Below are 25776 nucleotides of genomic sequence, written 5' to 3'. Positions count from 1 at the left end.
CCCGATGAGTCCCGTCCTTGCCGGGGTGCTCCAGCTGCTCGCGCTCGTCGCGGCGCTGGCCCTCGCCTACCGCCCGCTGGGCGAGTACATGGCCCGCGTCTACTCCTCGAAGAAGCACTACGCGCCCGAGAAGTGGATCTACAAGGCGATCGGCGCCAACCCCGACGCCGAGATGCGCTGGCCGGCGTACGTGCGCTCGATCCTCGCCTTCTCCGCGGTGAGCGTGCTCTTCCTCTACCTGCTGCTGCGCGTGCAGGGCAGCCTGCCCGGCTCGATGGGCTTCGCCTCCATCAAGCCGGACCAGGCCTTCAACACCGCCGTCTCCTTCGTGGCGAACACCAACTGGCAGTCGTACGCCGGTGAGCAGGCGATGGGCCACGTCGTGCAGACCGGCGGGCTCGCGGTGCAGAACTTCGTGTCCGCCGCCGTCGGCATGGCCGTCGCGGTGGCCCTCGTACGGGGCTTCGCGCGCTCCCGCACCGGCGAACTCGGCAACTTCTGGGCCGACCTGGTGCGCGGCACCGTCCGCATCCTGATTCCCCTCGCGGTCGTCGGCGCGCTCGTCCTCGTCGCGTGCGGGGTCATCCAGAACTTCTCCGGCATCCACGAGGTCGGGCAGTTCATGGGCGGCTCGCAGCAGTGGAACGGCGGGGCGGTCGCCTCGCAGGAGGTCATCAAGGAGCTCGGCACCAACGGCGGCGGCTACTTCAACGCCAACTCCGCGCACCCCTTCGAGAACCCGACCCCCTTCTCGAACCTCTTCGAGATCTTCCTGATCCTGCTGATCCCCCTCTCCCTGACCCGCACCTTCGGCCGCATGGTCGGCTCGGTCAAGCAGGGCTACGCGATCCTCGCGACGATGGCCACCATCTGGCTCGGCTTCACCGCGCTGATGATGTGGACCGAGTTCACCCACCACGGCCCGGCGCTCCAGGCCGCGGGCGGTGCGATGGAGGGCAAGGAGACCCGGTTCGGCATCGGCGCCTCCGCGATCTTCTCGGTCGCGACCACGCTCACCTCGACCGGCTCGGTCAACTCCTTCCACTCCTCCTACACCGGGCTCGGCGGCGGCATCCAGCTGCTGGGCATGCAGCTCGGCGAGATCGCACCCGGCGGTGTCGGCTCCGGCCTCTACGGCATGCTGATCATGGCGATCATCGCGGTGTTCATCGCCGGCCTGATGGTCGGCCGCACCCCGGAGTACCTCGGGAAGAAGATCGGCACCCGCGAGATCAAGTTCGCGGCCTGCTACATCCTCATCACCCCGGCGGTGGTCCTCGGTTTCACGGCCGTGGCCATGGCGCTGCCCACCCCGGCCCAGTCGATGGCCAACTCCGGTGCCCACGGCTTCTCCGAGGTGCTGTACGCCTACACCTCCGCCGGAAACAACAACGGCTCGGCCTTCGCGGGCCTGAACGCCGACACCCAGTGGTTCAACACGACCACCGGGCTGGCCATGCTGCTCGGCCGGTTCCTTCCCATGGTCTTCGTCCTCGCACTGGCGGGTTCGCTCGCCGAACAGCAGCCGGTGCCCGCCACGGCAGGAACGCTGCGGACCGAGAAGCCGCTGTTCACCGGCCTGCTCGTCGGCACGATCCTCATCGTCACCGGTCTCACCTACTTCCCGGCCCTCGCGCTGGGTCCGCTTGCCGAAGGGCTCGCCTCATGAGCACCATCACTCCTACCCGCGCGCCCCACCAGGACGCTCCCACCGGCCACAAGGAACCCGACCAGGGCCGGGTCGGCGGAGGCCTCTTCGACCCGAAGCAGCTGGTCGAGTCCTTCCCGGACGCGGTGCGCAAGCTCGACCCGCGCGTGATGGTGAAGTCGCCGGTCATGTTCGTGGTGGAGGTCGGTTCCGTACTGACCACCGTCCTGGCGATGGCCGACCCGACGAACTGGTTCGGCTGGGCGATCACGGCCTGGCTGTGGCTGACGACGATCTTCGCGAACCTCGCGGAGGCGGTGGCCGAGGGCCGCGGCAAGGCCCAGGCCGACACCCTGCGCAAGGCGAAGACCGACACCGTGGCCCGGCGGCTGAACGGCTCGGTGGAGGAGCAGGTGCCGGGCACGGAGCTGCGCATCGGCGACCTGGTGGTCTGCGAGGCGGGCGACGTCATCCCCGGTGACGGTGACGTCGTCGAGGGCGTGGCGTCGGTCGACGAGTCCGCGATCACGGGTGAATCCGCCCCGGTCATCCGGGAGTCGGGCGGCGACCGCTCGGCCGTCACCGGCGGCACGAAGGTCCTCTCGGACCGCATCGTCATCAAGATCACCACGAAGCCCGGCGAGACCTTCATCGACCGCATGATCAACCTGGTCGAGGGCGCCGCCCGGCAGAAGACGCCCAACGAGATCGCGCTGAACATCCTGCTCGCCTCGCTGACCATCGTCTTCCTGCTCGCGGTCGTCACCCTCCAGCCGTTCGCGATCTACGCGGGCGCCGAACAGTCGCTGATCGTGCTGGCCGCGCTGCTCGTCTGCCTGATCCCCACCACCATCGGCGCGCTCCTCTCCGCCATCGGCATCGCCGGCATGGACCGGCTCGTCCAGCGCAACGTCCTCGCGATGAGCGGCCGCGCGGTCGAGGCCGCCGGTGACGTCTCCACCCTGCTGCTCGACAAGACCGGCACCATCACCCTCGGCAACCGCCAGGCCTCCGAGTTCGTGCCCGTCAGCGGCGCCACCGCCGCAGAACTCGCGGACGCCGCACAGCTGTCGTCCCTGGCCGACGAAACGCCCGAGGGCCGCTCGATCGTGGTCCTCGCGAAGGAGAAGTACGGGCTGCGCGAGCGCCACCAGGGCGAGCTGGCGCACGCCGACTGGATCCCCTTCACCGCCCAGACCCGTATGTCGGGCGTCGACGTGGAAGGTCGCAAGGTCCGCAAGGGGGCCGCCTCGGCGATCACCGCCTGGGTCGCCGAACAGGGCGGCCGGGTCGCGGCCGACGCGGCCGCGCGCGTCGACGCGATCTCCTCCCTCGGTGGTACCCCGCTGCTGGTCGCGGCCGAGGACGAGAAGGGCGCGCGGGTCCTGGGCGTCATCCACCTCAAGGACGTCGTCAAGGAGGGCATGCGCGAGCGGTTCGAGGAACTGCGCCGCATGGGCATCAAGACCGTCATGATCACGGGCGACAACCCGCTGACCGCCAAGGCCATCGCCGAAGAGGCGGGCGTGGACGACTTCCTCGCGGAGGCCACCCCCGAGGACAAGATGGCCCTCATCAAGCGGGAGCAGGCCGGCGGCAAGCTCGTCGCGATGACCGGTGACGGTACGAACGACGCCCCGGCGCTGGCGCAGGCCGACGTGGGCGTGGCCATGAACACCGGCACCTCGGCCGCCAAGGAGGCCGGGAACATGGTGGACCTGGACTCCAACCCCACCAAGCTCATCGAGATCGTCGAGATCGGGAAGCAGCTCCTCATCACCCGGGGCGCCCTGACCACCTTCTCCATCGCCAACGACGTCGCCAAGTACTTCGCGATCATCCCGGCCATGTTCGCCGTGGTCCACCCCGGCCTGGACAAGCTCAACATCATGGGCCTGCACTCGCCGCAGTCCGCGATCCTCTCGGCCGTCGTCTTCAACGCGCTCGTCATCATCGCCCTCGTACCGCTCGCCCTCAAGGGCGTCCGGTACCGGCCCACCAGCGCCGACAAGATGCTCCGCCGCAACCTCGCCGTCTACGGACTCGGCGGCCTGATCGCCCCGTTCATCGGCATCAAGCTCATCGACCTGCTCATCTCCCTCATCCCCGGGCTCGCCTGAATTAGGAACGTGCTGACGACCATGAACAACACTGTCGGTAACACCGCGCGCCTCATCGGCGCGGGCCTGCGCGCCCTGCTCGTCCTGACGGTCCTCTGCGGAGTGATCTACCCGCTCGCCGTCACCGGCATCGCCCAGGCCGCCTTCGCCCACCAGGCCAACGGCTCCGAGATCAAGGACAAGAGCGGTCAGGTCGTGGGCTCCGCGCTCATCGGGCAGAGCTACGGGGACGACCTGCACTGGTTCCAGCCCCGGCCGTCGGCCGGACTCGGCGAGAACACCATCAACACCCAGTACGAGCTGTTGATCTCGGGTGCCTCCAACAAGGCCGCCGACCACCCCGACCTGGTCAAGGCGGTCAACGAGACGAAGGCGGAGGTGCTGGCCGACAACACCGTCCCCGGCTACACGCCCGAGGCGGCGCAGGTCCCGGCCGACGCCGTCACCTCCTCCGGCTCCGGCCTCGACCCGAACATCTCCCCGGCGTACGCCGACCTGCAGGTGCACCGGGTGGCGTCCCTCAACGCCCTCCCGGTGGAGCAGGTGCGGAAGCTGGTCGCGGAGCACACCGAGGGCCGCACCCTCGGCTTCATGGGCGAACCCCGGGTCAACGTGCTGGAGCTGAACGTGGCGCTGAAGGAGCTGACCGGGAAGTAGCGGCGCGCCACCTGCCGATATCACCGTTCCGGCAGGTGGAGAATTCGCCGAAGGCGGCCCCCGCGTTCGAGTGCGGGGGCCGTTTTCCGGTATTCAGGGGCAGGGGGAGGGGCAGGGACAGGAGTGGGGGGCAGGGGCCTATTTGTCGGAGTAGCTGAAGTCTCCGACGGTCCAGGCACTGACGTCCTTGACGGCGATCCGGTACATTCCGCCGGTCTCGGGGATGCCCAGGGTGCCCTGGAGGATGCGCGCCACGTGGAAATGCAGGTGTGAGGGTGCCCCGGCGGGCTGTCTGGCGCCTCCTCCGGAGGACCGGAAGATCTCGGCGAACGGGCCCAGCTGGTCGGAGTCCCGGAGGACCTCCGCCACCCGCTGACGCCAGACGCTCTCGGGGGCGAGGCGGCCTGTGATGACGGCGCCGTGAACCACGACGGTCAGGGACATCTGATTGGTCTGCTCCGACTCGACCATGGCGGCGAGATCGAGGAGCAGGTCGTCAGGGATCGACATGGGCACGGACTCTAGCAAGCCCGTCAAGGTCCGGCGCGGCATCGACGGCCAACGAGCCGAGGCCCGCACCTCAGGGTGCGGGCCTCAGCTGCGGGTACGCGTGGGCGTCAGGCGGGAACGATGTTCTCGGCCTGCGGGCCCTTCTGGCCCTGCGTGACGTCGAAGGTGACCTTCTGGCCTTCCTGAAGCTCACGGAAGCCGGTGGAGGCGATGTTCGAGTAGTGGGCGAACACGTCGGCGCCGCCACCCTCCTGCTCGATGAAGCCGAAGCCCTTTTCCGCGTTGAACCACTTCACGGTGCCAGATGCCATATTAATTCTCCTGAAAACTGCGCCCAACGGATACTGCAACGGGCGCCACACTAGCACAGGAAAAGCGACGGTGTGGAAATTCTTCCACTCGTAATTCGGCATCTGCAGTAATAGATATCCGATCCTGAAAGTCATATGAACGACGCCGTGCCTTAGAGGGTGTCGCCGATGCGTACCAGCGCGAGCGTGATGTTGTCGGGGCCGCCGGCATCGATGGCGGCCCTCCACAGCTCGAAGGCGGCCCTGCCGTCGTCGTGCACCCGCAGCAGGGCCTCGATCTCCTCGTCGGGCACGGGATCGGTCAGCCCGTCGCTGCACACCAGGTAGCGGTCGCCCTCGGAGAGCGCGAAGGACACGATGTGCGGGGTGACGTCCTCGTAGCCGCGGCTGCCGCCGAGCACCTGCGTGACCGCCGACGTGGTGCGGTGTCCGGGGGCCGGCGGCGGGCTGTCGTCCACGCTCACCTGGTGCAGGACGCCGTCCTGCCCGGCGCGGAACACCTTGCTGTCGCCGACGTTGAAGGCCAGCAGGGAATCCGCCAGGACGAGGGTCCCGGCGACCGTGGTCCCCATGGTGGCCAGGTCAGGGCGCCCGTCGGTGGCCGAGTACACCGCGCGATTGCACAGGTTCAGAGCGTCACCGACGGTTTGCGCGCCGTCGAGCGAGGGACCGAGCGCGGCCAGTTCGTTCACCACGAGCGCGCTGGCCACCTCGCCGCCCGGCTGCCCGCCGAGCCCGTCGGCGACGGCCACGACGAGCGGTCTGCCGTAGGGGAACAGCAGGGTCTGGGGGTTCTGGGTCACCGTCCCGCAGAGCGTCCACGGCCCGACGACGAGGCTGTCCTCGTTGTGCTCGCGGATCAGCCCGACATGGCTCAGGGCGGTCACGGCTATGTACGGCACCTTGGCGTCCCGCCTTTCCGTAACGACAACGGCAGACGCGTCCCTCGCCACCATTGTCGCGCCGCCCCGGCATGCGGGGCGCGGCCCGCCGGAGCACGCTGGTCCTGGAGCTGCCTGTCCCTCGACCGGCGGCCCGGCCAGGAAGGATTTCCGGAGATGTTCGCGAGGCTGAGCACCTACCAGGGATCACCGGTTCCCCCGGAGGGGGACCTGACCGCGCAATCGGAGGCGGTCGTCAGGCAGGTCCAGGACGTTCCCGGCTTCCGGGGCGTCTACTACCTCGTCGACCGGGCCACGGGGGAGGCCAAGTCGCTGACCTTGTGGGAGGACGAGGGGACCATGCTGGCCAGCGAGGAGCAGGCCGCCCGGATCCGCGAGGAGACCGCCCAGCGGGAAGGCCAGCGGATCGTCTCGGTGGAACGGTTCGAGGTGGGCTTCAGCCACCTCCAGCCCGGCCACCGTCAATCCGAAGCGTGAGCCACGAGGAGCGATGGTCATGGGCAAGCTCTCGATCGACCAGTTGCGCGAACGGGTACGGGGACCGGTCGTCACCCCTGACGACGAGGCCTACGACGAGGCGCGCACGGTCTACAACGCGATGATCGACCGGAGGCCGGAGGCCGTCGTACGCTGCGCCAACGCGGGCGACGTCATGGCAGCGGTCGACTTCGCACGGGAAAACGGACTGGACCTGGCGGTACGCGGCGGCGGGCACAGCGTGCCCGGCTTCGGCACCTGCGACGGCGTGGTGGCCGACCTGTCCGCGATGCGTGGTGTCCGCGTCGACGCCGCGCGCCGGACGGCGCGCGCGGAGGGCGGCGCGACCTGGGGCGACTTCAACGCGGCGACCCACGCCTACGGGCTGGCCACGACCGGCGGGATCATCTCCACGACGGGTATCGGCGGGCTCACCCTCGGTGGCGGCATCGGGTACCTCTCCCGCGGGCTCGGCCTGAGCTGCGACAACCTGATCTCGGCCGATGTGGTGACCGCGGACGGCCGGATGCTCGTGGCGAGCGAGGAGGAGAACCCCGACCTGTTCTGGGCGCTGCGCGGAGGAAGCGGCAACTTCGGCGCGGTGACCTCCTTCGAATACCGGCTCAGCCCCGTCAAGGACATCTACGGCGGACCGATCCTCTTCGAGCTGGAGGACGCCGCCACCGTCCTGCGCTCCTTCAGCGAGCTCATCGCCGACGCCCCGGAGGAACTCGGCGGCTTCCCGGCCTTCCAGATCGCCCCGCCGCTCCCGTTCATCCCGGAGGACCGCCACGGCGACACCTTCGCGCTGATCGTGGCGTGCTGGTCCGGGCCGCTCGACGAGGGTCCGCGCGCCGTCCAGGCCTTCCGCGACTTCGCACCGGTCGTCGCCGAGCACGTCGGTCCGATGCCGTATCCGGCGCTCAACAGCGCCTTCGACGCACTCGTACCGCCCGGGCTCCAGCACTACTGGAAGGCCAACTTCGTGACCGAGCTCAGCGACGCCGCGATCGCGGCGCACGTCGAGCACGCGGCGCGCCTCCCCGTCGTGAACTCGACGGTCCACATCTATCCCATCAACGGCGCCTGCCACCGCGTCGCCCCGGACGCGACGGCCTTCGCCTACCGCGACGCCTCGTTCGCCACCGTCATCGCCGGAATGTGGCCCGACCCCGCCGACAACGAGGCCAACACCGCGTGGGTCCGCGACTACTACGAGGCGACCGCCCCGCACTCGGAGGAGGGCGGATACATCAACTTCATGGCCGACGACGACCAGAGCCGGATCAGGGCCAACTACAAGGGCAACTACGACCGCTTGGTGGCGGTCAAGCGCACGTACGACCCGGGGAACCTGTTCCACATGAACCAGAACATCAAGCCCTAGCCGCCGTCCGCCGTCCGCCGCCCGCCGTACATGGGACCGGGGTACCGGGCATGGGACCGGAGTACCGGGGGTTGTCCCCACGCGGTGTGGGCGTGCTGTCCGGCTGTTTCCGTGGATCTTCTGGCGCCAGGCTGAACGCATCGCAATCGTCGATGCAACCAGCCCGGCGCACAGGGGAGTTCACTCATGGCTGTTCGTTTGTCCGTTCGTTCGCAGAAACCGCGGCGTGTCCGTGCGGCCGCGGCGGTGGCGGTCATCGCTGCCGCCGCCCTGGCCGTGGCCGGTACGTCACCCGCCTCGGCGGCGCAACCCCAGGGCCCGCGGGACCCCGTACGCCAGGGGCTGGAGCGGCTGGTGGACGAGGACCGGTTCCCGGCCGCGCTGGCCGCCGTCACCGGTCGGGACGGGCGGACGCGCAACTACACCGCCGGGGTCGCGGAGTTGAGGACCGGTGCGAAGGTGCCGGTGGACGGGCAGGTGCGGGCGGGCAGCAACACCAAGACCTTCACCGCCACGGTGGTCCTGCAACTGGTCGGCGAGGGCAAGGTCGATCTCGACGCGCGCGTCGAGCGGTACCTGCCGAACCTGCTGCGCGGCGAGGGCATCGACGGCCGCGACATCACCGTACGGCAGCTGCTCCAGCACACCAGCGGACTGCCCAACTACACCGCCTTCATGCTCGACGACGTCCTCGGTGAGGGCCGCCACACCTACTACCAGCCCCGCGACCTGATCGACGTGGCGCTGGCCCACAAGGCCGACTTCGCCCCCGGCACCGGCTGGGCGTACAGCAACACCAACTACATCGTCGCCGGGCTGCTCATCGAGAAGGTCACCGGCCGCCCGCTGGCCGAGCAGATCACGAAGCGGGTCATCGACCGCATCGGGCTGCGCCACACCTACTTCCCCGGCGTGGGCGACGAGAGCATCCGGGAGGCCCACCCCAAGGGCTATCACGCGGCGAAGCCCGGTGAACCGCTCCAGGACGTCACGGAGTTGGACCTTTCCTGGGGCTGGGCCGCGGGCCAGCTGATCTCCACGCCCGGCGACCTGAACCGGTTCTTCTCCGCACTGGTCGGCGGCAAGCTCCTTGCGCCCGCCCAGCTCGCCCAGATGCGCACCACCGTCAAGGCCGAGGGTTCCGGCTGGCCGCCCGGCACCGGGTACGGCCTCGGGGTGTCGAGCACGCCGCTGAGCTGTGGCGGCCTGGCCTGGGGGCACGGCGGCGACACCCCCGGCTTCCACTCGGTCCCCGGCGCCACCGACGACGGCCGCGCCGCCACGATCGTCGTCACCGCCAACACGGCACCGAACCCGGAGGGGTACGCGCACTCCGACGCGCTCCTCGACGCCGCCCTGTGCAAGAGGTAGCGGTCCGCGGCGGGGCGGAGCCACGGGGCATGGCCGTAAACGGCTGGTCCGGCGCGGTACCCGGGGGTTACGTTCGTTGCGACCTGGACCGTTCCCGCTCTCCGCAGCATGAAGGCAGCCTTGTGACGTTGATCCGTTCCGCTCACCCCCACGAACTCCCCGCGCTGTTCGAGTATCCGGACGACGCCGAACGCAACGCCGCGACCCGTGCGTACCTCGGCGAGCTGCTGGAGGCGAAGTGCACCCGGCCCGAGTGGTGCCTGGTCGCCGAGGACGACCGGGGGCGGCTGGTGGGCAGCGTGGTGCTGTGGACCCTGCCGGGACAGGAGGTTCCCTATGCCTTCGTCCTGTTCGAGGCCCCGGCAGGGGAGGAGCAGACGGGGGCCGCGTTGCTGGAGGCGGCCGTCAGGGCGGCGCGCGAGCTCGGCGCGCAGGAGCTGGAGCACGTCGTCGACTCCCCGGCGCAGGCACCGCAGTTCCAGCGGTGGCCGGAGCGCCGGGGCGAACTGCTGCGCGACTCCGGCTTCGGGGTGATCCGCGACGGGCGCAGGTTCAGTCTGCGGGTTCCCGGTGAGCTGCCGGCCGACGATCCCCGGCTGACGTTCCGCTGCCTCGCCGATCTCGGTCCCGGACCGTTCGTCGACCTGCTGGAGGAGCTGCTCGTCGAGACCGAGGACGCCCGGCTGACCGCCGATGTCCAGGCCCACGGGGCGCGGGGGGCGGCCGAGCGGCTCTTCGAGGACATGACGAAGCTGCAGCACGAGCCGCGCTGGTGGGAGATCGGCTACGACACGGACGGCACCCCCGCGGTGATCAGCCTGCCGGCCCGGAACCCCAGCGTGCACGTGATCGGCTTCGTCGGTGTCGCGCCCGCCCACCGCGGCAAGGGGTACGCCACCTCGGTCGTCGTCCGCGGCACGCGGATCCTCGCGGCGCACGGGGTCACCGAGATCCGCGGGGACTGCGACGCGGCCAACACGGCCATGGCGAAGGCGTTCACCAGGGCCGGTTACGAGAACTTCGCCGACAGGCTGGAGTTCAGCCGCGCCCTGTGACCCGTCGGGGCCACCGGGCTCCGGCGGGCGTCACTGCGCCGCAGTTACTGCGCCGCCGTCGCGGCGGGAACGTCGACGCGGGCGGCCCTGCGCGCCGGCCAGAGCGAGGCGAGCAGCGCGCCCCCCAGGGCGATCAGCACGCCGAGAGCGAGGCGGCCCCAGGGAACGACCAGCGCGTAGCCAGCGACGGTCTCCTGGAGGGTGTGTCCGAGGGCCCAGCCCAGGAAGACGCCCAGCACGGTGCCGACGGTCGCCCCCAGCGCGCCGACGAGCAGGGCCTCCAGGCGGATCATCCGGGTCACTCCGGCGCGGTCGAGGCCGAGGGCGCGCAGGGTGCCGATCTCCTTGCGGCGTTCGAGGACGGACATCGCGAGGGTGTTGGCGATGCCCAGCGCCGCGATCACGAGGGCCATGGCGAGGAGGGCGTAGAAGACGTTGAGCTGGGCGCCGATGTCACCGCTGTACTGCTCCTTGACGCCTGCCCGGTCGAGGACGGCCAGGGCGGGGTTGTCGCCGAGGGCGTGGGTGACGGTGCGCAGCGCGGCCGGGCCGGGTCCGCCGTCCGTGGCGACGAGGATCCCGGCGGTGTGCGGTGCGGGGTCGTACCGGGCGACGAGGGAATCGGCCGCGGTGATGCTGGGCAGCAGGTTGCTCTGCGGGTCCATGCGGTAGACGGCGCCGATGGTGACGCTGCCGTGCCGCTCGCCCCCGCGCTCCAGGGGGAGGGTCTGGCCGACCTGCCAGCCGGCCTCCTCGGCCTTGAAATCGGCGACGGCGATCCGGCCCTTGGCGAGGCTGTCGAGAGAGCCGTCGACGACGTCGTAGCGCAGCAGCCGGCCGATGGCGGCGGGGTCGACGCCGGTCAGGACGGAGTCGACGCCGGCCAGGCGGTATGCGGTGGACTGGTTGAGCGGGCTGACGGCGGCGCCGGGCAGCTTCGTGAGGGCCGCAGCCGTGTCGGAGGTCAACCGCATGCCGCCCGCGGCGGGTTGGACCAGGTAGTCGGCGGTGAAGTCGTGGGTGGTCGCCCGGTCGAGGTACTGGGAGGCGGACGCCCCGAGGACGGACAGGCCCGAGGCGAGGGTCAGGGCGAGGGCGAGCGCGGCGGCGGTGGCGCCGGTGCGGCGCGGGTCGCGCACGGTGTTGCGGGCGGCGAGGCTGCCGTGCACCGGGTGGAGGCGGGTCAGCAGTGGCCGGAGCAGGGCGACGAACGGCCGTGACAGCAGCGGGATGAGGACGATCGCCCCGGTCAGGGCGAGGGCCGTGCCGACGCCGATGGTGGCGCGGGCGTCCTTCCCGCCGCCCAGGGCCCCGTACACGACGGTGGCGGTGCCGGTGAGCGTGAGCGCGGCCCCGATGCCGGTGCGCAGCGAGCCGGTGCGCGCGGGCGCCGCGGGTTCGGCGGCTCCGAGCGCCGCGATGGGCGCGATGGCCATGGCCCGGCGGGCCGGCAGCCAGGCGGAGACCACGGTCAGGACGGTGCCGGCCAGCATGGACGTGATCACGGTGCCCGCGGTGAGGACCACCGGTCCTGACGGGGCGTCGGCGGAGGTCAGGACGGTACGGAGCAGGGCGGCGACCCCGGTGCCGACGGCGAGGCCGACCGCGGAGGCGGCCGCGCCGACGAGGAGGGACTCGGTCAGCAGGATGCGGCGCACCTGCTTGCGCGAGGCGCCGACGGCCCGCATCAGCGCCAGCTCCCTGGTGCGCCGGCCGACCAGCATGGTGAAGGTGTTGGAGATGAGGAAGGCGGCGACGAACAGGGCGACCGCGGAGAAGCCGAGGAGGATCTGGTTCATGGTGCGGTTCTCGCTGGTGGCGCCGACCTCCCGGATGTGGGCGAGCTGGGCGCCGGTGGCCGCGCTGGTGTCCGGGGGCAGCAGCGGCCGGACGCGTTCGAGGAGCTGCTGCGGGGCGGTGCCGGGGGCGGCCGTGAGTTCGACGCTCTGGTAGCGGCCGGGTTCGAGGAAGAGCCGCTGGGCGGTGTCGTTGGCGAAGAGGACCAGGGTGCCGTCGGCGGGGAGCCTGGTTCCGTCGGTGCGGAACACCCCGCTGAGGGTGTAGGAGGCGACGCCGTCGTTCGTGGCGACGCGTACGGTGTCGCCGGCGCGGTAGCCGCCCCGCGCGGCGGTGGTCTCGTCGAGGGCGATCGCGCCGTCGGCGGCCGGACCGGAACCCTGGGTGAAGCGGTAGGCGGGGTCCGTGCCGTCCGCTCCCGGGGCGTGGTTGGCGCCCCGGTGGGACGAGCCGTGGCCGATCAGTGCGCCGTCGCGGCCGGCGACGGCGGCGAAGCCGTCGACCCGGCCCGCGGCGACGGCGACGCCGGGGACCCGGGCCAGGGCGGTGACCGTACGGGCGTCGATCCCGGCAGCGCGGCCGCCGTCGGTGGGGCGTGCATCGGAGGCGATGTTGACGGCGACGCGCGCGGAGCCGTCGGTCGCCCGGGCGGTGGCGGCACGGGTGAGGCTGTCGCCGAAGACGAGGCTGCCGGCGAGGAAGGCGACGCCGAGGACGACCGCGAGCGCGGTCATCAGCAGGCGGGCCTTGTGCGCGAGCACGTTGCGCAGGGCGGTACGGAACATGGCGGGTGCGGATCCCTGGGAGGCGGGCTCGACGGGCGCGAGCGGGTGCGGGCGGTGGCCGGTGCGGCGGCGGGGCGGGGGCGGTCGGGCCGGCGTCAGCCAGCGCGTGAGCCGGTGCGTGCGCCGGTGTCGAACGCCTTCATCCGGTCCAGGACCCGCTCCGCGGTGGGCCGCACCATCTCGTCGACGAGGCGGCCGTCGGAGAGGAAGACCACACGGTCGGCGTGGGCGGCGGCGACGGGGTCGTGGGTGACCATGACCACGCTCTGGCCCAGCTCGCGCACCGAGTCGCGCAGGAAGCCGAGGACCTCGCTTCCGGCGCGGGAGTCGAGGTTGCCGGTGGGCTCGTCGGCGAAGACGATCGCGGGCCGGGAAACGAGGGCGCGGGCCACCGCGACGCGCTGCTGCTGCCCGCCGGACAGCTGCCCGGGCCGGTGGCCGAGGCGCTGGGAGAGGCCGACCATGGAGATCACGTGGTCCAGCCACTGCCGGTCGGGCCGGCGGCCGGCGATGGTCAGGGGGAGGGTGATGTTCTCCAGCGCGGTCAGCGTCGGCAGCAGGTTGAACGCCTGGAAGACGAAGCCGATCCGGTCCCGGCGCAGGGCCGTGAGCTGCCGGTCGTCCAGCGTGCTCAGTTCGGTGGTGCCGATGCGCACGGACCCGGAGCTGACCGAGTCGAGCCCGGCGGCGCAGTGCATGAGGGTGGATTTGCCGCAGCCCGAGGGGCCCATGATCGCGGTGAACTCGCCCTCCCGGAAGGCGATGCTGACCCGGTCCAGGGCGACGACACGGGTGTCGCCGCTGCCGTAGACCTTCGACAGGTCGGCGGTGGCGGCCGCGATCCCGTCCGCCGTGTGCGGCGCGAACGGGGCGAGGGAGCTGGCGGTCACGGGGGACTCCTCTTCGGGTGCGGAAGGTGCACTTCGAAGGGTGTCCGGGGAACGTATCGGGGCCTGGGCCGCCGTGTATCGGTGTCCGCGCGGGCTCGTAGCAGTCCTGTAGGGGCGGGTGGGCGGTCGGTCGGGCCGTCGGGCGGTCAGTCCGGCAGGCGAAGGGTGGCGACGGCGCCGCCGTCCGGGGCGTTGTCCAGGCGCAGTTCGGCGCCGAGGAGCCGGGCCTGGCCGAGGGCGATGGTCAGGCCCAGGCCGTGGCCCGAGCCGCGCTCCGCCCTGCCCGTGTGGAAGCGGCGCGGGCCGTCGCGCAGCAGGTCCGGGGGGAAGCCGGGGCCGTGGTCGCGCACGACGACGGTGCGGCCCGCGACGGTGACCCGTACCGGGGCGGCCCCGTGCCGGTGGGCGTTGACGACGAGATTGCCGACGATCCGTTCGAGGCGGCGCGGGTCGGTCTCCACGGCTTCCCCGGTCTCCCCGGTCGCCCCGGACACGGTGACCTCGGTGTCGAGTCCGGTGCGCCCCACGGCCTCGGAGACGACCGCCCCGAGCGGCACCCGGGCGCGGACCGGATGTTCGGCTCCGGCGTCGAGGCGGGAGATCTCCAGGAGGTCCTCGACCAGGCCGCGCAGATCGCGTACCCGGGCCCGGAGCAGATCCTCCGTCTCGCCCGGCGGCAGCAGATCGACGGCGGCCAGCAGACCGCCGACGGGGGTGCGCAGCTCGTGGGCCACGTCCGCGGTGAACCGGCGCTCGGCACGCAGCCGCCGGCCGAGACTGTCGGCCATGAGGTCGACGGTGGCGGCGATCTCTGCCACCTCGTCGCGGCCCTCGGTGGGCCCGGTCCGGGCGTCCAGGTCCCCGGCGGAGATCCGGCCCGCGGTCTCGGAGACCCGCCGCAGGCGGCGGCCCAGCAGCCCGGCCCCGTAGACGGCCAGCGGCACGGCCGCCGCGAGCGCGGCCAGCGAGGCCACCGTCATGATCACGTCGAGCCGGCGCAGCCCGTGGAGCTCCGAGCTCATGTTGACCCGGACGGCGAGCACCGCGCTGTCCGGGCCGCCGACGCGCTGCGCGGCCCAGACGCTCGGCCCCACGTTCCCGTCGACGTGCCCGTCGTAGGCCGTGTGCCGGGCGCCGTCCGCCGGACGGCGCAGTACGGCGGGCAGCCCGGCCGGATCGAGCTCGGCACCGTCCATCAGCGTTCCGGTGCGCCGGTAGGTGTCCATGGCCGAGTACACGGTGTTGAAGGCCTGTGCCTCGGCCCGGTCGCGGATGTCCATCGCGGTCCACAGGTGCACCAGCACGCCCACGGCCGCCACGACCAGGCAGGCGGTGGCCGCGGCCAGCGCGGCGATCTTCCAGCGCAGGGACACGCGTTCCGGCCGCAGCCGGTGGAGCGGGCGCACCGGCCTCAGCGCCTGAGCTTGTAGCCGAAGCCGCGGACCGTCTCGATCCTGTCCCGGCCCAGTTTCCGGCGCAGCCGCTGCACGCACAGGTCCACGACCCGGCTGTCGCCGTCCCAGCCGTACTCCCAGACGTTGCGCAGCAGGGTGTGCCGTTCCAGCACGATGCCCGGATGGGCGGCGAACTCCAGCAGGAGCTTCAGTTCGGTCGGGGTGAGCGCCACCGGGGTTCCGGAGACGAACACCTCCAGGCCGCCGGTGTCGATGGTGAGGTCCCCGAAGACCAGCGACTGCCCCTCGGACGGTGCCGCCGCCGCCCCCTCGCCCGCGCCCGCGTCTACGCCCGCGGTCGGCCCGGGCCCCGGGGCGGGCGCGTAGGTCGCCCGCCGCAGCAGCGAGCGGATGCGTGCCACGAGTACGTAGGTGTCCACGGGCTTGACCACGTAGTCGTCCGCCCCGGCCTCCAGACCGGCGACGACATCGAGCCCGTCGCCGCGCGCCGACATCATCAGAACGGGCACCAGGCTGGTCTCCCGGACTCTGCGGCACAGGCCGATCCCGTCGAGCCCGGGCAGCATCACGTCCAGGATCAGCAGGTCGAAGGACTCGTCGCGGAAGAGCTCGAGGCCCGCGAGCCCGTCGGCGGCGGCCTTCACCCGGTAGCCGTAGCGCTCCAGGGCAATGGCGAAGGACCGGCGCATCAGGTCGTCGTCCTCCACCAGCAACACGCGAACGGGTCGCGAGGAGGCCGGAGCCGGGGCGGGCGAGGACACGGGCAGAGGGCTCCTGTTCGGACGGTCGTGAGGGCCGTTTGGAGGGAACGATATGGCATACATCGGGCGCGTCCATCCGCTCCGCAGCAGCGGATGGACAACCAAGCGCCACCTGATACCCGCCCGATACAAACCCGCCCCGACGATCAGCATCCGGTGAGCAGCTCCAGCAATTGCCCCGACGTCCAGTTGCCGGCCGCGCCCGGGCAGGCGGCCAGGTAGTCGGCGATGTCGCGGCCTTCCCAGGGCCCCGACTCCAACAGGCCGCCGCCCAGGTGCCGCAGGTACGCGGCGGACGGCATGCGCGGCTCGACGTCGTGGAGCGTCCACGGCGCGGTGAACGTCACCACGGGAATGCCCTCGATCGCCCCCGGGCAGATGAGCGTCTCGTACCGTCCGGTGCCCAGCTCGTCGCGGCCCTCACGGAGCACCCTGGTCAGGTCGAGGTCCGCTCCCGGTTCCCTGTACATCTCCTGGGCGGCGATGTCCGACATCTGACCCACCGTCACCAGGTGGGCCCGCCCTCGCGTACGACCGGGCGCCGTCGGGTCGTAGAAGCCCCTGCCGCCCGTCCACACGACGGACTCGGTGGCGAAGTACAGGCATCCGTCGAGCTCGACGGGGATCGACCGCTCCGGCGCCCGCCCGTCCCGGCACCCCGGATACGCGTGCTCCGCACCGGGCGGGGTTCCCCCGGTGAGGTACGCGGTCAGCCGCGCCATGCGCATGTTGGAGCCGTAAGAGGCGTACCAGACACGCTCGGGGGCCGGGAACTCTCCGGCCAGGGGGGCCGCGACGTGGACGGTCATGCTTGCTCTGCTCCTCGCGTGGGGGGAGGGGGAGGGGGAAGCGTCCCCGTTCCTACGCGTCGACCGCGGCCGGGTCGCGCGAGTCGACGTCCTCCATGAAGCTCAACATCCGCGCGTTGACCACGTCCGGGTGGTCGATCTGCGGTCCGTGCCCCGTCGCGGCGATGACCTCGGCGCGCGCCCCGGGGATCAGGCGCGGCACCCGCTCCAACTGCCGCTGCGGGTGCACCAGCAGGCTGCGCTTGCCCATGATCACGTAGAGCGGGGTCCGGATGGAGCGCAGCGCGTCCTCGGCCAGCGGCAGCGGCGCGGGACGGCGGATCCGGAAGGCCCGGGCGCCCGCCTGGACCCACTTGCGCAGCTCGGGAACGGCGATGACCGGCTGCTCCAGCCAGGAGGCGAGGCGCGGACGCAGCGCCTTGGGGGCGAAGCTGGCGAAGAGGCTGACGAAGACCCAGGCGAAGAAGCGCAGTCCCACCTTCTCCAGGCCGCCGGGGTCGAGGGCGGTGACCGAGGCGAGCCGTCCGGGCCGGCGGTGGGCCTGGTTGAGCACCAGCCAGCCGCCGTAGGAGGAGCCGACGAGGTGGACCCGGTCGAGCCCGAGCGCGTCGAGGGCCTCGTCGAGCCACTGGGCGGCCCGCTCGGGCTGCCACATGGGCTCGCGGTGGACGCTGCGACCGGCGTCGCCGGGGGTGTCCAGCGCGTAGACGGGCCGGTCGGCGCTGAGTGCGGGGGTGTTGGGATACCACATGGCCGAGCAGTAGCCCGCGCCGTGGATCAGGACGACCGGCGTACGGGACTCGGCGGCGGGGTCGGCGGGGCCGTACCGGTAGACGTGCGTCGTGCCGAAGCTCGTTTCCACGTCCGTCTCGGAGCGGACGGGCGCGCCCATCGCATAGAGCACGTCGCTGGCGGCGAAGTAGCGGTCGCGCAGGGTGTCGTTCACGTAGCGGCCGACGTCGCGGCGTACACGGGTCGTGTTCTCGGGCACGGGGCACCTCCGGGAAGATCCGTTCTTCGTGATACGACCGTACCATAATGGTGGTACGGCGGTACCATAAAGAAGTCCGGGGAGCGGACCGCGACCCCACCACCGACGGGCGGAGACACCGGAACATGCCGAAGCGTGTGGACCACGAGGAGCGGCGGGCCCAGATCGCCGAGGCGCTCATCCGGGTGGCGGGGCGGCGGGGACTGCACGCCGTCGGCATGCGCGACGTGGCCGCGGAGGCCGGCGTGTCACTCCGGCTCGTGCAGTACTACTTCGAGACGAAGGAGAAGCTGCTCTTCTACGGGCTCCAGCACCTGACCGACCGCTTCACCGCGCGGGTCGGCGCCCGCCTCCGCGCCGCCGGTCCGGACCCGGGCCCGCGCGCGACCATCGAGGCGCTGCTGCTGGCCTCCCTCCCGGTCGACGAGGAGAGCCGCACCTTTCACCTCCTCTACACCTCCTACTCGATCCTTTCCGTGACCGACGAGGCGCTGGCCGCTCAGCCCTTCATCGACAACCCCGACGCCGCGGAGAACGCTCTGGCGGGCCTGCTCGAACAGGCCCAGGCGTCCGGCCTGGCCGACCCGGGCGCCGACGCGCGCACGGAGGCGATCAGCCTGCTCGCGATGGCGGCGACCATGGGCACCAGCATCCTCGTGGGCCAGCGGAGCCCGGAGTCGGCCATCGCGGTACTCCGCCACCACCTGGACCGGATCTTCACGACCGCCGGGACACCGGCGGCCGGCTAGTCCGCCCGGACCGGGCCTGGTTCCGCGGGCGGTCCGTGTAGGGTTGGTGGCTGCGAAGGGGAGTAGCCCCGCAATACCGGTCGTCGACACACTGGAGCCCTCGGGTTCCCGGTGGCCGGGCCCGCACCGCTTCACGGGTGTGGGCGGGCGAGACCTTCGGCCCATTGTCGACGTCGATTTCAGGCGTGTCGGCGGGGTCGAAGCTGCCGCCGCCCCTCGCGATGGTCGCCCTCGAAGCCCCCGCCGGTGCGGGAAGGCCAGGCGAATCCGTGATCCATTTCGTACTGCTCATCGTGTGCGCGGTAGCGATCTATCTCTCCTGCGAGTGGTTCGTCAACGCGGTGGAGTGGCTGGGTGAGCGCCTCAAGGTGGGCAAGATGGCGGTCGGCACGATCCTGGCCGCCTTCGGTACCGCCCTGCCCGAATCCGTGGTCACCCTGGTCGCCGTGACCACCGGCGCCACCGATGAGGCCAAGAACATCGGCGTGGGCGCGGCGATGGGCGGCCCCCTCGCGCTGGCGACCGTCGCCTACGGCGTGACCGGCGCGATGCTGCTCCTCAAGCGCCGCAAGGAACGCACAGCCGTCCTCACCGGCGCCGGCGGCCCCGGCCGGGACGTCTCCCCGCCGGGAAGCGAGGCCCTGGGGGACGCCAAGGACATGAAGCGCCTGGCGAAGGACCAGAAGTGGTTCCTGCCGATCTTCGTCTTGAAGGTCGCGCTCGGCCTGGTCGCCTTCGCCTTCAAGCCCGCCCTGGGCATGCTGTTCTTCGCCGCGTACGCCGTCTACTTCTGGCGCGAGATCCGTTCCAGCCGCGCCGACCACACCGAGGACGAGGACGAGGAGCTGGAGCCGCTCAAGCTCCAGCCCAAGGCGGCCTCCCCGGCGACCTGGGCCGTCGTCGTCCAGACCGTGGCCACCCTTGTGGTGATCTTCTTCGCCGCGCACTTCTTCGTGAAGCAGCTGGACGTCATCGGCCCGATGCTCGGCCTGTCCGGGGCGGTCACCGCTCTGCTGCTCTCCCCGATCGCCACCGAGCTCCCCGAGATCATGAACGCGGTCATCTGGGTCCGCCAGGGCAAGGTCAAGCTGGCACTCGCCAACATCTCCGGCTCCATGATGATCCAGGCCACCGTGCCCAGTGGCATCGGCCTGATCTTCACCAGCTGGCACTTCGACGGCGCCCTGATGTGGTCCGGGATCGTCACCATGGCCGCGATCGTCTACCTCCTGCTGACCATGCGCGCCCACAAGCTGACCCCCGGCCGCCTGGCGGTGGCGGGACTCTTCTACGTCGTCTTCGCCGTGGGGCTCGTCCCGGTCCTCGTCTGAGCCCAGTGGCCGGCGCGTGGCGCCGGCCACGGGACCAGGGTGCCGGTCAGGTCCCGGTGAGGTGCTCGGGGCGGACCGGCGTCCTGTTGAGCTCCAGGCCGGTCGCGTTGACAACGAAGCAGGCCCAGGTCGGGCGACCTGGGCCTTCTTGTATCCATGACCGCCAGGCTTCACTCAGCCGTGCGCCTCCTCCTCGGACTCCTCCTCCTCGGACTGTTCCTCCTCGGACTCCATGCGCAGGATTCCCTCGTGGGTCAGGGTGACCATCGCCGGGGTGTTGCCGGGTTCCCAGTCGACGGTGATCAGGCCTTCGCCCGCCAGGTAGGTGCAGGCGGCGGCCAAGTCCTGTTCCGGTACGCGGAGGTCGCGCCGCAGCTGCGCTCCGGTGATGCCGAGGAGGCGGTTGCCCTCGACGGCTTCGTACAGGACCCGGAGCACCTGATCGCGGTAGGCCTTGCGTTCGCGCAGTGTGGCCATGACCGCGTCCTTTCGTGTGCGGGGTGGGCTCCGGGGCCCGTCGGGGCTCTCAGATCTCGTCGGAGTGGGCGCCGGGGCTTACGGGGGTCCGGCTGGCGGCCAGCCAGGTGCGGGCGGGGCCGGCGGGTGTGGCGGTGTCCACGGTGAGGTGGAGGCGGGTGTCGCCGTCGAGGCCGGGATAGCTGCGCTGTTCCGCGCCGGCGAAGCAGTGGCGAAGCGCCTCCGCGACCGCTCGGGCGGCTTCGGGCGTGTGCGCGATGATCCGCACCTCGGCGTGCCCGAGCGACGGCAGTGTCTGGGTCTCGATGTACTTCACGTGGGCGTGTTCCCTTCGGAGTGGGCGAGAAGCCGGCAGGCGGGGGCGCCGTGGCGCCCCCGCCCGCTGCCCCGGGTCGGAGGATGGTCTGTTCCTCACCGGTCGGCATCCGTGAGGTGGGCTCGACGACTGGTGTCGGCCGGCAGGCCGGGAGGCCTCGGCAGGGGGTCGCTGAAGTGGTGGGCTGTGATCCGGGCGTCGTGCTGGGCGTTCAGCAGGTGGATCAAGCGCATTCCGACTGCGATCGCGAGGACGATCGCCGCGATGAGGACGAGGGTTTCCACGGAGCTCACCGCCAGCCGTTTCCGGGCAGCGGGAGGGCGCTTCGTCCCATCGCGTTCCCGAAGGGGGACATGCACGCCCCGCCTTCGTCCTCCCAGGTGGCTTCCCGGCGGAGGGCGTCGCGGATGCCGCGCCCCATGACGGTCTCGTTGGCCATGAGCACGCCCGCGGTGAGGACGCTGCCCGGTATCGCCGCGGCGGCCATCAGGCGGGCCGCGGCCGTGGGTGCGGTCTCGGGCGGGATCACGAGGAGGTCCCAGCGGCCGACGGTGTAGGAGAGCAGGATCAGCTTGTCGGGGTCCTGTTCGGTGAACCAGCCCACGTGCAGCGTGCGCCCGTCCACGGCAACCGCGTGCGGGACGAGGGGCCAGCGGGTGGGGTTCACGGTGACGCGCGTGACGCGCCCCCAGGGTTCCTCCAGGGCGGCGACGAGCGGCGGAAGCTCGGCTTCGAGGTCGCGGGAGTAGGGCCACCAGGCTCCGTCCAGCTGGCCTGCGAGGGTGGTCTTCGGGGTGAGGGACACGCGTGCCGGAAGCTCTGCGGCGAGGTCGCGGGGCGCGGTCCGGTCGAGGGTGCTGGTCATGATGCGGACCTGCCCGCGGACTGCCTGTCGGCAGCCCGGCCTTTAGGCGATCGCCGGAAATGACACCCGCGTGAAAACGGGTGCGCGAGATACTCCCGGTGCTTTCACTGTACGCCTGTTCGGCGGACTCTGACCGGCTTGACCAGGTATTTTCCGGCGGGCGGTGGAGCGGGGGGCGGGAGTATCGTGAAACGACGGCGGCCTCGTGCGCGTCGCGGACTGGCCTTGGCGTTGGTATCGGTGCCGACCTGCGACGACGTACGGCCACCCCCCCCGTAGACGGGCGGACCCACATGGCTGACTCCGACACCCCCCGGCCTTCCCCACTGCTCCTGCCGGATGCGATCCACCAGGCCGTCAAACCTGGTACGGCCCTGTTGCGGCTGGAGACCACGCGGTCCCGGGAGGGGCTCCTGGACGGTGCGTGGTGGCCGCGCACGCGCGACATCGAGACCGAGCTGCCCGCGCTCATCAGCGTGTTGACGGGGCACCTCGGGCCGATCACCCGGGTGGGCGTGGATGCCTCCGCCTGGAACGGCCTCCCGACCCGCCTGGTCATCGACGACCAGGTCGTGCACCTGGACTCCGACCCGGTCGGCGACGACACCGTCCTCATCACTCGCGGCCACAACGACCACTTCGCCCTGCTGGTGGTTCCCCCGGACACCACCACGGACGCCGCCCGCGAGGCGATGGCCCGCGCCGTCCGCGCCGACAACATCACCGAGGCCGCTCAGCTCCTCGTCGCCACCACGCCCGAACCCGAGGCGTAGTGCCTGCGGACCGGCCGGGCTCTGGGCGTGGGGGCGAGTGGTGCGGTGCTCTGGTCAGAGCGTCTCGTCGTGCAGATCCTCTTCGCGCAGCAGGTCGTCCTCGCGGCGGCGCGAGGTCGCCTTCTGGTCCTTCTCCTGTCCCTGCTCGCGGGACGACTTGCCCGGCTGGGGGTGTGCGGGGTCTCCGGGGCGATGGTGCTCCTGCGCCTCGCGGCCCTTGCCCGGCTCCTGCCGCTTGTCCTGCTTACCGCCCATGACGGCGACTCCTTTTGCTGCGTGGGTACGGATTCCCCCCGGATGACGCTGACATGAGCCGTTGCTGTCTGCATCATTTGGAATGCGAAGCGGGGCACACGGGTGACGCCCGTCCTGCGCCGAGGCCCCTTTGGGCAGTGGAACGCCGCGGCCGTGCTAGCGAAGGTGGCGGCGCTGCGATCGCCGGGACCGTCGTGTGGCGATGAGGGCCACGTCTGCCACTACGAGCAGGATGGCGATGATCAGGAGATAGAGCATGCCGTCCACCACCGCGCCGATCAGGCCCAGGACGACGGCCACGAGCAGCAGGAAAAGGAAGATCGCCATGCGGCGGACACCTCCTCCGGCACGGGGCTCGAGACGGTCAGCGGCGCGCGAGCTTTCGTTCGCCGCCGACGCCCGGCTGGTAGGCCAACCCGTAGTAAGTGAAGATCGCTTCCTCCTGCTCGGAGGGCAGGATGTCGTCGGTGCCGATGGTCGGGGCCTTCCTCACGACCGCCTTGGTGTGCGCGACCTTGACGTAGCCCGGCCCCAGGATCGCCTCGTCGAGGGGAACGAAGACCAGGCGCCGGCGGGTGGGCAAGCCGGTGAGGACGGTGGCCACGGCCGGCTCGTCGGTAGCGGTGTTCACGTAGATCGCTTCCAGCGCGCCGATCCTGTGGCCCTTCACGTCGACAACGTCGCTGTCGCGCCACTCGCGGATATCGGCTGAATGGATCATGCGTCGCTCCCTGGGGCGGGACCACGCTGACACAACGGCCCCGGCACATTCACACGCCGGGGCCGCCCTTCCGGGTCGCCACACGTGAGAGTGCGTTGACCCATCTACCATGCTATGCCCGTTGCGCATCTCCGGCATAAGCGATTTTTTCGCGGTGATCGCGACGAGGGCGCGGGGTGATCGTCGGGGCAGTGGCCGTCGGGTTCTGGTGTTCTCTGGGGCTGGCATATTACGCAGAAATCTGTATCGGATTCTTATTTATTGTGACCGGAAAATGCGGTCAGCCGGGTGAAATTTAATGCGAAGTTCAGGTCGCTATGCGCCCGGAGCGAATTGCCGTGCATGACACGGGGCCAAGGCGCATCCAGCTGGCCGGGCCGTGGCAGTGTTCTCGCCAGGGCAAGGTATTTTTTGAAGCGGAGGTATGCGCCCCGTGGGTGTCAACGTCAATCCCACCGTCAGCAGGCGTCGGCTGGGATCGGAGCTACGCCGGCTCCGGGAGATCACGGGTATGACGACGCAGCAAGTCGCGGCACGCCTGCTGATTTCCCAGCCCAAGATCAGTCTGCTGGAGAACGGCCGCCGCCTCATCAAGCCGCGCGACGTGCGTGATCTCTGCGGGCTGTACGGAGTTCAGGACCAGCGGCGCGTTGACCAACTGATGCAGCTGGCCGGCGAATCGGGCCGGCAGGGCTGGTGGAACGCCTACGACGACATTCCGTACGGCGCCTACATCGGCTTGGAGGCCGAGGCCGCCGCTATCCGAATCTACGAGCCCTTGGTGATCCCCGGCCTGCTGCAGACCCCCGCCTACGCCCGGGCGGTCATCGCAGGAACGATCCCTCACGCCACTGCCGAACAGGCTGCCACGCGCCTCCAGGTGCGGATGCGGCGCCAGGATCGGCTGCGTACCCCGGGCAGCCCCCTGCGCTTATGGGTCGTGCTCGACGAATCGGCGCTGTGGCGAGCCGTGGGCAGCCGCGAGGTCATGCGCGAGCAGCTGGCCCATCTGACCCACCTCGGCGCCCAGCCGCACATCACCATGCAGGTTCTCCCCCACGATGTGGGTGCGCACCCGGGCGTCTCGGGACAGTTCTCGCTGCTCGAGTTCGTCGACGCCACCGATGTGAACGTGGTGTATCTGGAGAGGTTCACCAGCGACCTCTACCTGGAGAAACGATCCGACGTGCAGCGTTACAGCGACATGTATGCGCACTTGCAGGCCCAGGCGCTGAGCCCGGACGGTACGCGGAATTTCATCGAGGAAGCCATCAAGGCGTACACGGGCACGGAATTCCGGCCAGACGTCCGCGCGCTCTCCCTGCCGAACGTGTGACTGTGTTCGGCGCGGATCACTCGCGAACCCACTGAGCCCCTGGACGACGTGTCCAGGGGCTCAGCCGCCGAACGGCGGACCGGACGGGTCCCTTTGCGCTTGATCGAGCTTCAGCCCCTGCCGCCGCTGAGTGCACAGCCGTCGGTGACGGCAGGGGAGAAGGTCACGACTGCGATGGGCTAGTCCTGTCGGGTTGCTGTACCTCGCCGCCGCTTCACGGCGAAGAAGGCCGAGCCTCCGACGAACGCCAGCGCGGCTGCGGTGGCGGCCATGATGCCGGTCTCGCTGCTTGAGCCGGTCGAGGCGAGTTCGGGCGACGCCTCCTTCGGCTGCCGGCCGGTGGCGGCGTTCACGTGGGCGAAGTTGACGCTCTTGGCTGTGTGGCCGGGAGCGAATTGGCCCAGAGCATCGTCGAGGCCGCCAGGCAGGAAGTCGGCCCACGGGGGCTTGCCCTGGTCGTGGCCGTCGTGGCCGTGGCCGGGCTTGCCGTGGTCGGGCTTGCCGTGGTCGTCGCCGCCGTGGCCGGGCCCGCCGTGGTCGCCATCGTCGTGACCGTGGTCGCCCTCGTCGTCACCGTGGTCGCCCTCGTCGTCACCGTGGTCGTGATCGCCCTCGTCGTCGTGACCGTGGTCGTGATCGCCCGAGTCACCCTTTTCACCCTTGTCGCCGCGAGGCCCCTTGGGTCCTGCGGGTCCTGCGGGTCCTGCCGGTCCGGCGGGTCCGGCGGGTCCGGCGGGTCCGGCCGGTCCGGCGGGTCCTACCGGTCCGGCGGAACCGGTGGGGCCGGGGGCTCCGGTGGGGCCGGGTGCGCCGTCGGGGCCGGGGGCTCCGGGGGCGCCGGGGCTGCCGCTCGGGCCGGGGGCGCCGGTCGGGCCGGGGGCGCCGGGGCTGCCGCTCGGACCGGGGGCACCGGTGGGGCCGGGGGCGCCGTCGGGGCCGGGGGCGCCGGGGCTGCCGCTCGGGCCGGGGGCTCCGGTGGGGCCGGGGGCGCCGTCGGGGCCGGGGGCGCCGGGGCTGCCGCTCGGGCCGGGGGCTCCGGTGGGGCCGGGGGCGCCGTCGGGGCCGGG

The 25776-nt window shown here is 71.3% G+C and carries 28 protein-coding genes; 11 read left to right on the top strand and 17 right to left on the bottom strand.

Translation table 11 applies throughout. The annotated features are described in order from the left end of the window. Positions 1–4 precede the first annotated feature (4 nt). From kdpA to kdpC, 3 genes are read left to right on the top strand one after another with little or no spacing between them, the layout of a single operon-like run. Complete coding sequence (gene kdpA / locus ACZ45T_RS08535) at positions 5–1669, top strand: potassium-transporting ATPase subunit KdpA (protein ID WP_468438820.1); 1665 nt, start codon at positions 5–7, stop codon at positions 1667–1669. Continuing rightward, positions 1666–3768, top strand: a complete 2103-nt coding sequence (kdpB, locus tag ACZ45T_RS08530; RefSeq protein ID WP_468438818.1) for a potassium-transporting ATPase subunit KdpB — start codon at positions 1666–1668, stop codon at positions 3766–3768. Before kdpA ends, kdpB begins: the two co-directional genes overlap by 4 nt. Positions 3769–3789: 21 nt before the next feature. Continuing rightward, positions 3790–4425 (top strand): potassium-transporting ATPase subunit KdpC, encoded by a 636-nt coding sequence (kdpC, locus tag ACZ45T_RS08525; RefSeq protein ID WP_468438816.1) that lies wholly within the window; start codon positions 3790–3792, stop codon positions 4423–4425. A 138-nt stretch (positions 4426–4563) separates the two neighbouring features. On the opposite strand, the gene ACZ45T_RS08520 is transcribed toward kdpC, so the two are convergent. From ACZ45T_RS08520 to ACZ45T_RS08510, 3 genes are all read right to left on the bottom strand, one after another. Next, positions 4564–4935, bottom strand: coding sequence for a hypothetical protein (locus ACZ45T_RS08520; protein ID WP_468438814.1), 372 nt, complete (start codon positions 4933–4935; stop codon positions 4564–4566). Between the two features lie 107 nt (positions 4936–5042). Then, positions 5043–5246, bottom strand: a complete 204-nt coding sequence (locus ACZ45T_RS08515) for a cold-shock protein (RefSeq protein ID WP_468438812.1) — start codon at positions 5244–5246, stop codon at positions 5043–5045. Positions 5247–5398: 152 nt separating this feature from the next. Continuing rightward, positions 5399–6148, bottom strand: coding sequence for a PP2C family protein-serine/threonine phosphatase (locus ACZ45T_RS08510; RefSeq protein ID WP_468438810.1), 750 nt, complete (start codon positions 6146–6148; stop codon positions 5399–5401). Between the two features lie 156 nt (positions 6149–6304). Between ACZ45T_RS08510 and ACZ45T_RS08505 the strand changes: the two genes are divergently transcribed. From ACZ45T_RS08505 to ACZ45T_RS08490, 4 genes are all read left to right on the top strand, one after another. Beyond that, positions 6305–6625, top strand: a complete 321-nt coding sequence (locus ACZ45T_RS08505; protein WP_468438808.1) for a hypothetical protein — start codon at positions 6305–6307, stop codon at positions 6623–6625. A 19-nt stretch (positions 6626–6644) separates the two neighbouring features. Beyond that, positions 6645–8012, top strand: coding sequence for an FAD-binding oxidoreductase (locus ACZ45T_RS08500; RefSeq protein WP_468438806.1), 1368 nt, complete (start codon positions 6645–6647; stop codon positions 8010–8012). Positions 8013–8198: 186 nt separating this feature from the next. Next, a complete protein-coding gene (locus ACZ45T_RS08495; RefSeq protein ID WP_468438804.1) occupies positions 8199–9383 on the top strand; it encodes a serine hydrolase domain-containing protein in 1185 nt (394 codons plus the stop codon). Between the two features lie 122 nt (positions 9384–9505). Beyond that, positions 9506–10438: a GNAT family N-acetyltransferase gene (locus ACZ45T_RS08490; RefSeq protein WP_468438802.1), complete on the top strand. Its 933-nt coding sequence runs from the start codon at positions 9506–9508 to the stop codon at positions 10436–10438. Positions 10439–10482: 44 nt separating this feature from the next. Here the strand turns inward: ACZ45T_RS08490 and ACZ45T_RS08485 are convergent, their stop codons facing one another. The 6 genes from ACZ45T_RS08485 to ACZ45T_RS08460 all read right to left on the bottom strand — a co-directional run bounded on the left by ACZ45T_RS08485 (position 10483) and on the right by ACZ45T_RS08460 (position 17886). Continuing rightward, positions 10483–13020 carry an ABC transporter permease gene (locus ACZ45T_RS08485; RefSeq protein WP_468438800.1) on the bottom strand — a complete coding sequence of 846 codons (2538 nt, stop codon included), beginning with the start codon at positions 13018–13020 and terminating at the stop codon, positions 10483–10485. A 95-nt stretch (positions 13021–13115) separates the two neighbouring features. Beyond that, the gene (locus ACZ45T_RS08480) at positions 13116–13910 is read right to left on the bottom strand and encodes an ABC transporter ATP-binding protein (protein ID WP_468438798.1); all 795 of its coding nucleotides are present in this window, start codon (positions 13908–13910) and stop codon (positions 13116–13118) included. 146 nt (positions 13911–14056) lie between these two features. Next, complete coding sequence (locus tag ACZ45T_RS08475) at positions 14057–15325, bottom strand: sensor histidine kinase (RefSeq protein ID WP_468439383.1); 1269 nt, start codon at positions 15323–15325, stop codon at positions 14057–14059. Beyond that, on the bottom strand, positions 15322–16014 hold the full coding sequence (locus ACZ45T_RS08470) for a response regulator transcription factor (RefSeq protein ID WP_468439381.1): 693 nt from the start codon (positions 16012–16014) through the stop codon (positions 15322–15324). Before ACZ45T_RS08470 ends, ACZ45T_RS08475 begins: the two co-directional genes overlap by 4 nt. Before the next feature lie 218 nt (positions 16015–16232). Continuing rightward, a complete protein-coding gene (locus ACZ45T_RS08465; RefSeq protein WP_468438796.1) occupies positions 16233–16895 on the bottom strand; it encodes a histone deacetylase in 663 nt (220 codons plus the stop codon). Positions 16896–16947: 52 nt separating this feature from the next. Then, positions 16948–17886 carry an alpha/beta fold hydrolase gene (locus ACZ45T_RS08460; RefSeq protein ID WP_468438794.1) on the bottom strand — a complete coding sequence of 313 codons (939 nt, stop codon included), beginning with the start codon at positions 17884–17886 and terminating at the stop codon, positions 16948–16950. 125 nt (positions 17887–18011) lie between these two features. Here ACZ45T_RS08460 and ACZ45T_RS08455 point away from each other — a divergent pair, with 125 nt between their 5' ends. Then, on the top strand, positions 18012–18635 hold the full coding sequence (locus ACZ45T_RS08455; protein WP_468438792.1) for a TetR/AcrR family transcriptional regulator: 624 nt from the start codon (positions 18012–18014) through the stop codon (positions 18633–18635). A gap of 269 nt (positions 18636–18904) precedes the next feature. After that, the gene (locus ACZ45T_RS08450) at positions 18905–19966 is read left to right on the top strand and encodes a sodium:calcium antiporter (RefSeq protein WP_468438790.1); all 1062 of its coding nucleotides are present in this window, start codon (positions 18905–18907) and stop codon (positions 19964–19966) included. 174 nt (positions 19967–20140) lie between these two features. On the opposite strand, the gene ACZ45T_RS08445 is transcribed toward ACZ45T_RS08450, so the two are convergent. The 4 genes from ACZ45T_RS08445 to ACZ45T_RS08430 form a co-directional block, all read right to left on the bottom strand. Next, positions 20141–20443 (bottom strand): hypothetical protein, encoded by a 303-nt coding sequence (locus ACZ45T_RS08445; RefSeq protein ID WP_468438788.1) that lies wholly within the window; start codon positions 20441–20443, stop codon positions 20141–20143. A gap of 49 nt (positions 20444–20492) precedes the next feature. Further along, on the bottom strand, positions 20493–20759 hold the full coding sequence (locus tag ACZ45T_RS08440) for a hypothetical protein (RefSeq protein WP_468438786.1): 267 nt from the start codon (positions 20757–20759) through the stop codon (positions 20493–20495). A 95-nt stretch (positions 20760–20854) separates the two neighbouring features. Then, complete coding sequence (locus ACZ45T_RS08435; protein WP_468438784.1) at positions 20855–21052, bottom strand: hypothetical protein; 198 nt, start codon at positions 21050–21052, stop codon at positions 20855–20857. Continuing rightward, complete coding sequence (locus ACZ45T_RS08430) at positions 21049–21624, bottom strand: DUF5994 family protein (RefSeq protein WP_468438782.1); 576 nt, start codon at positions 21622–21624, stop codon at positions 21049–21051. The genes ACZ45T_RS08435 and ACZ45T_RS08430 overlap by 4 nt, the downstream gene beginning before the upstream one ends. Positions 21625–21917: 293 nt before the next feature. Between ACZ45T_RS08430 and ACZ45T_RS08425 the strand changes: the two genes are divergently transcribed. After that, entirely contained in the window at positions 21918–22397 is a 480-nt protein-coding gene (locus ACZ45T_RS08425) for a DUF5994 family protein (RefSeq protein ID WP_468438780.1), read from the top strand. Positions 22398–22451: 54 nt separating this feature from the next. Here ACZ45T_RS08425 and ACZ45T_RS08420 read toward each other — a convergent pair whose 3' ends face one another. From ACZ45T_RS08420 to ACZ45T_RS08410, 3 genes are all read right to left on the bottom strand, one after another. Continuing rightward, on the bottom strand, positions 22452–22652 hold the full coding sequence (locus tag ACZ45T_RS08420; protein WP_468438778.1) for a hypothetical protein: 201 nt from the start codon (positions 22650–22652) through the stop codon (positions 22452–22454). 156 nt (positions 22653–22808) lie between these two features. Further along, entirely contained in the window at positions 22809–22979 is a 171-nt protein-coding gene (locus tag ACZ45T_RS08415) for a hypothetical protein (RefSeq protein WP_468438776.1), read from the bottom strand. A 37-nt stretch (positions 22980–23016) separates the two neighbouring features. After that, complete coding sequence (locus ACZ45T_RS08410; RefSeq protein WP_468438774.1) at positions 23017–23373, bottom strand: PRC-barrel domain-containing protein; 357 nt, start codon at positions 23371–23373, stop codon at positions 23017–23019. Between the two features lie 433 nt (positions 23374–23806). On the opposite strand from ACZ45T_RS08410, the gene ACZ45T_RS08405 reads away from it, so the two are divergent. Then, the gene (locus ACZ45T_RS08405; RefSeq protein ID WP_468438772.1) at positions 23807–24709 is read left to right on the top strand and encodes a helix-turn-helix domain-containing protein; all 903 of its coding nucleotides are present in this window, start codon (positions 23807–23809) and stop codon (positions 24707–24709) included. A 179-nt stretch (positions 24710–24888) separates the two neighbouring features. Here ACZ45T_RS08405 and ACZ45T_RS08400 read toward each other — a convergent pair. Further along, positions 24889–25776, bottom strand: an 888-nt coding sequence (locus ACZ45T_RS08400; RefSeq protein WP_468438770.1) for an LAETG motif-containing sortase-dependent surface protein, incomplete at its 5' end; no start/stop codon positions are given.

This window comes from Streptomyces sp. NPDC030995 (genome assembly GCF_055571215.1).
This window is presented reverse-complemented; position numbering and strand designations above follow the sequence as displayed.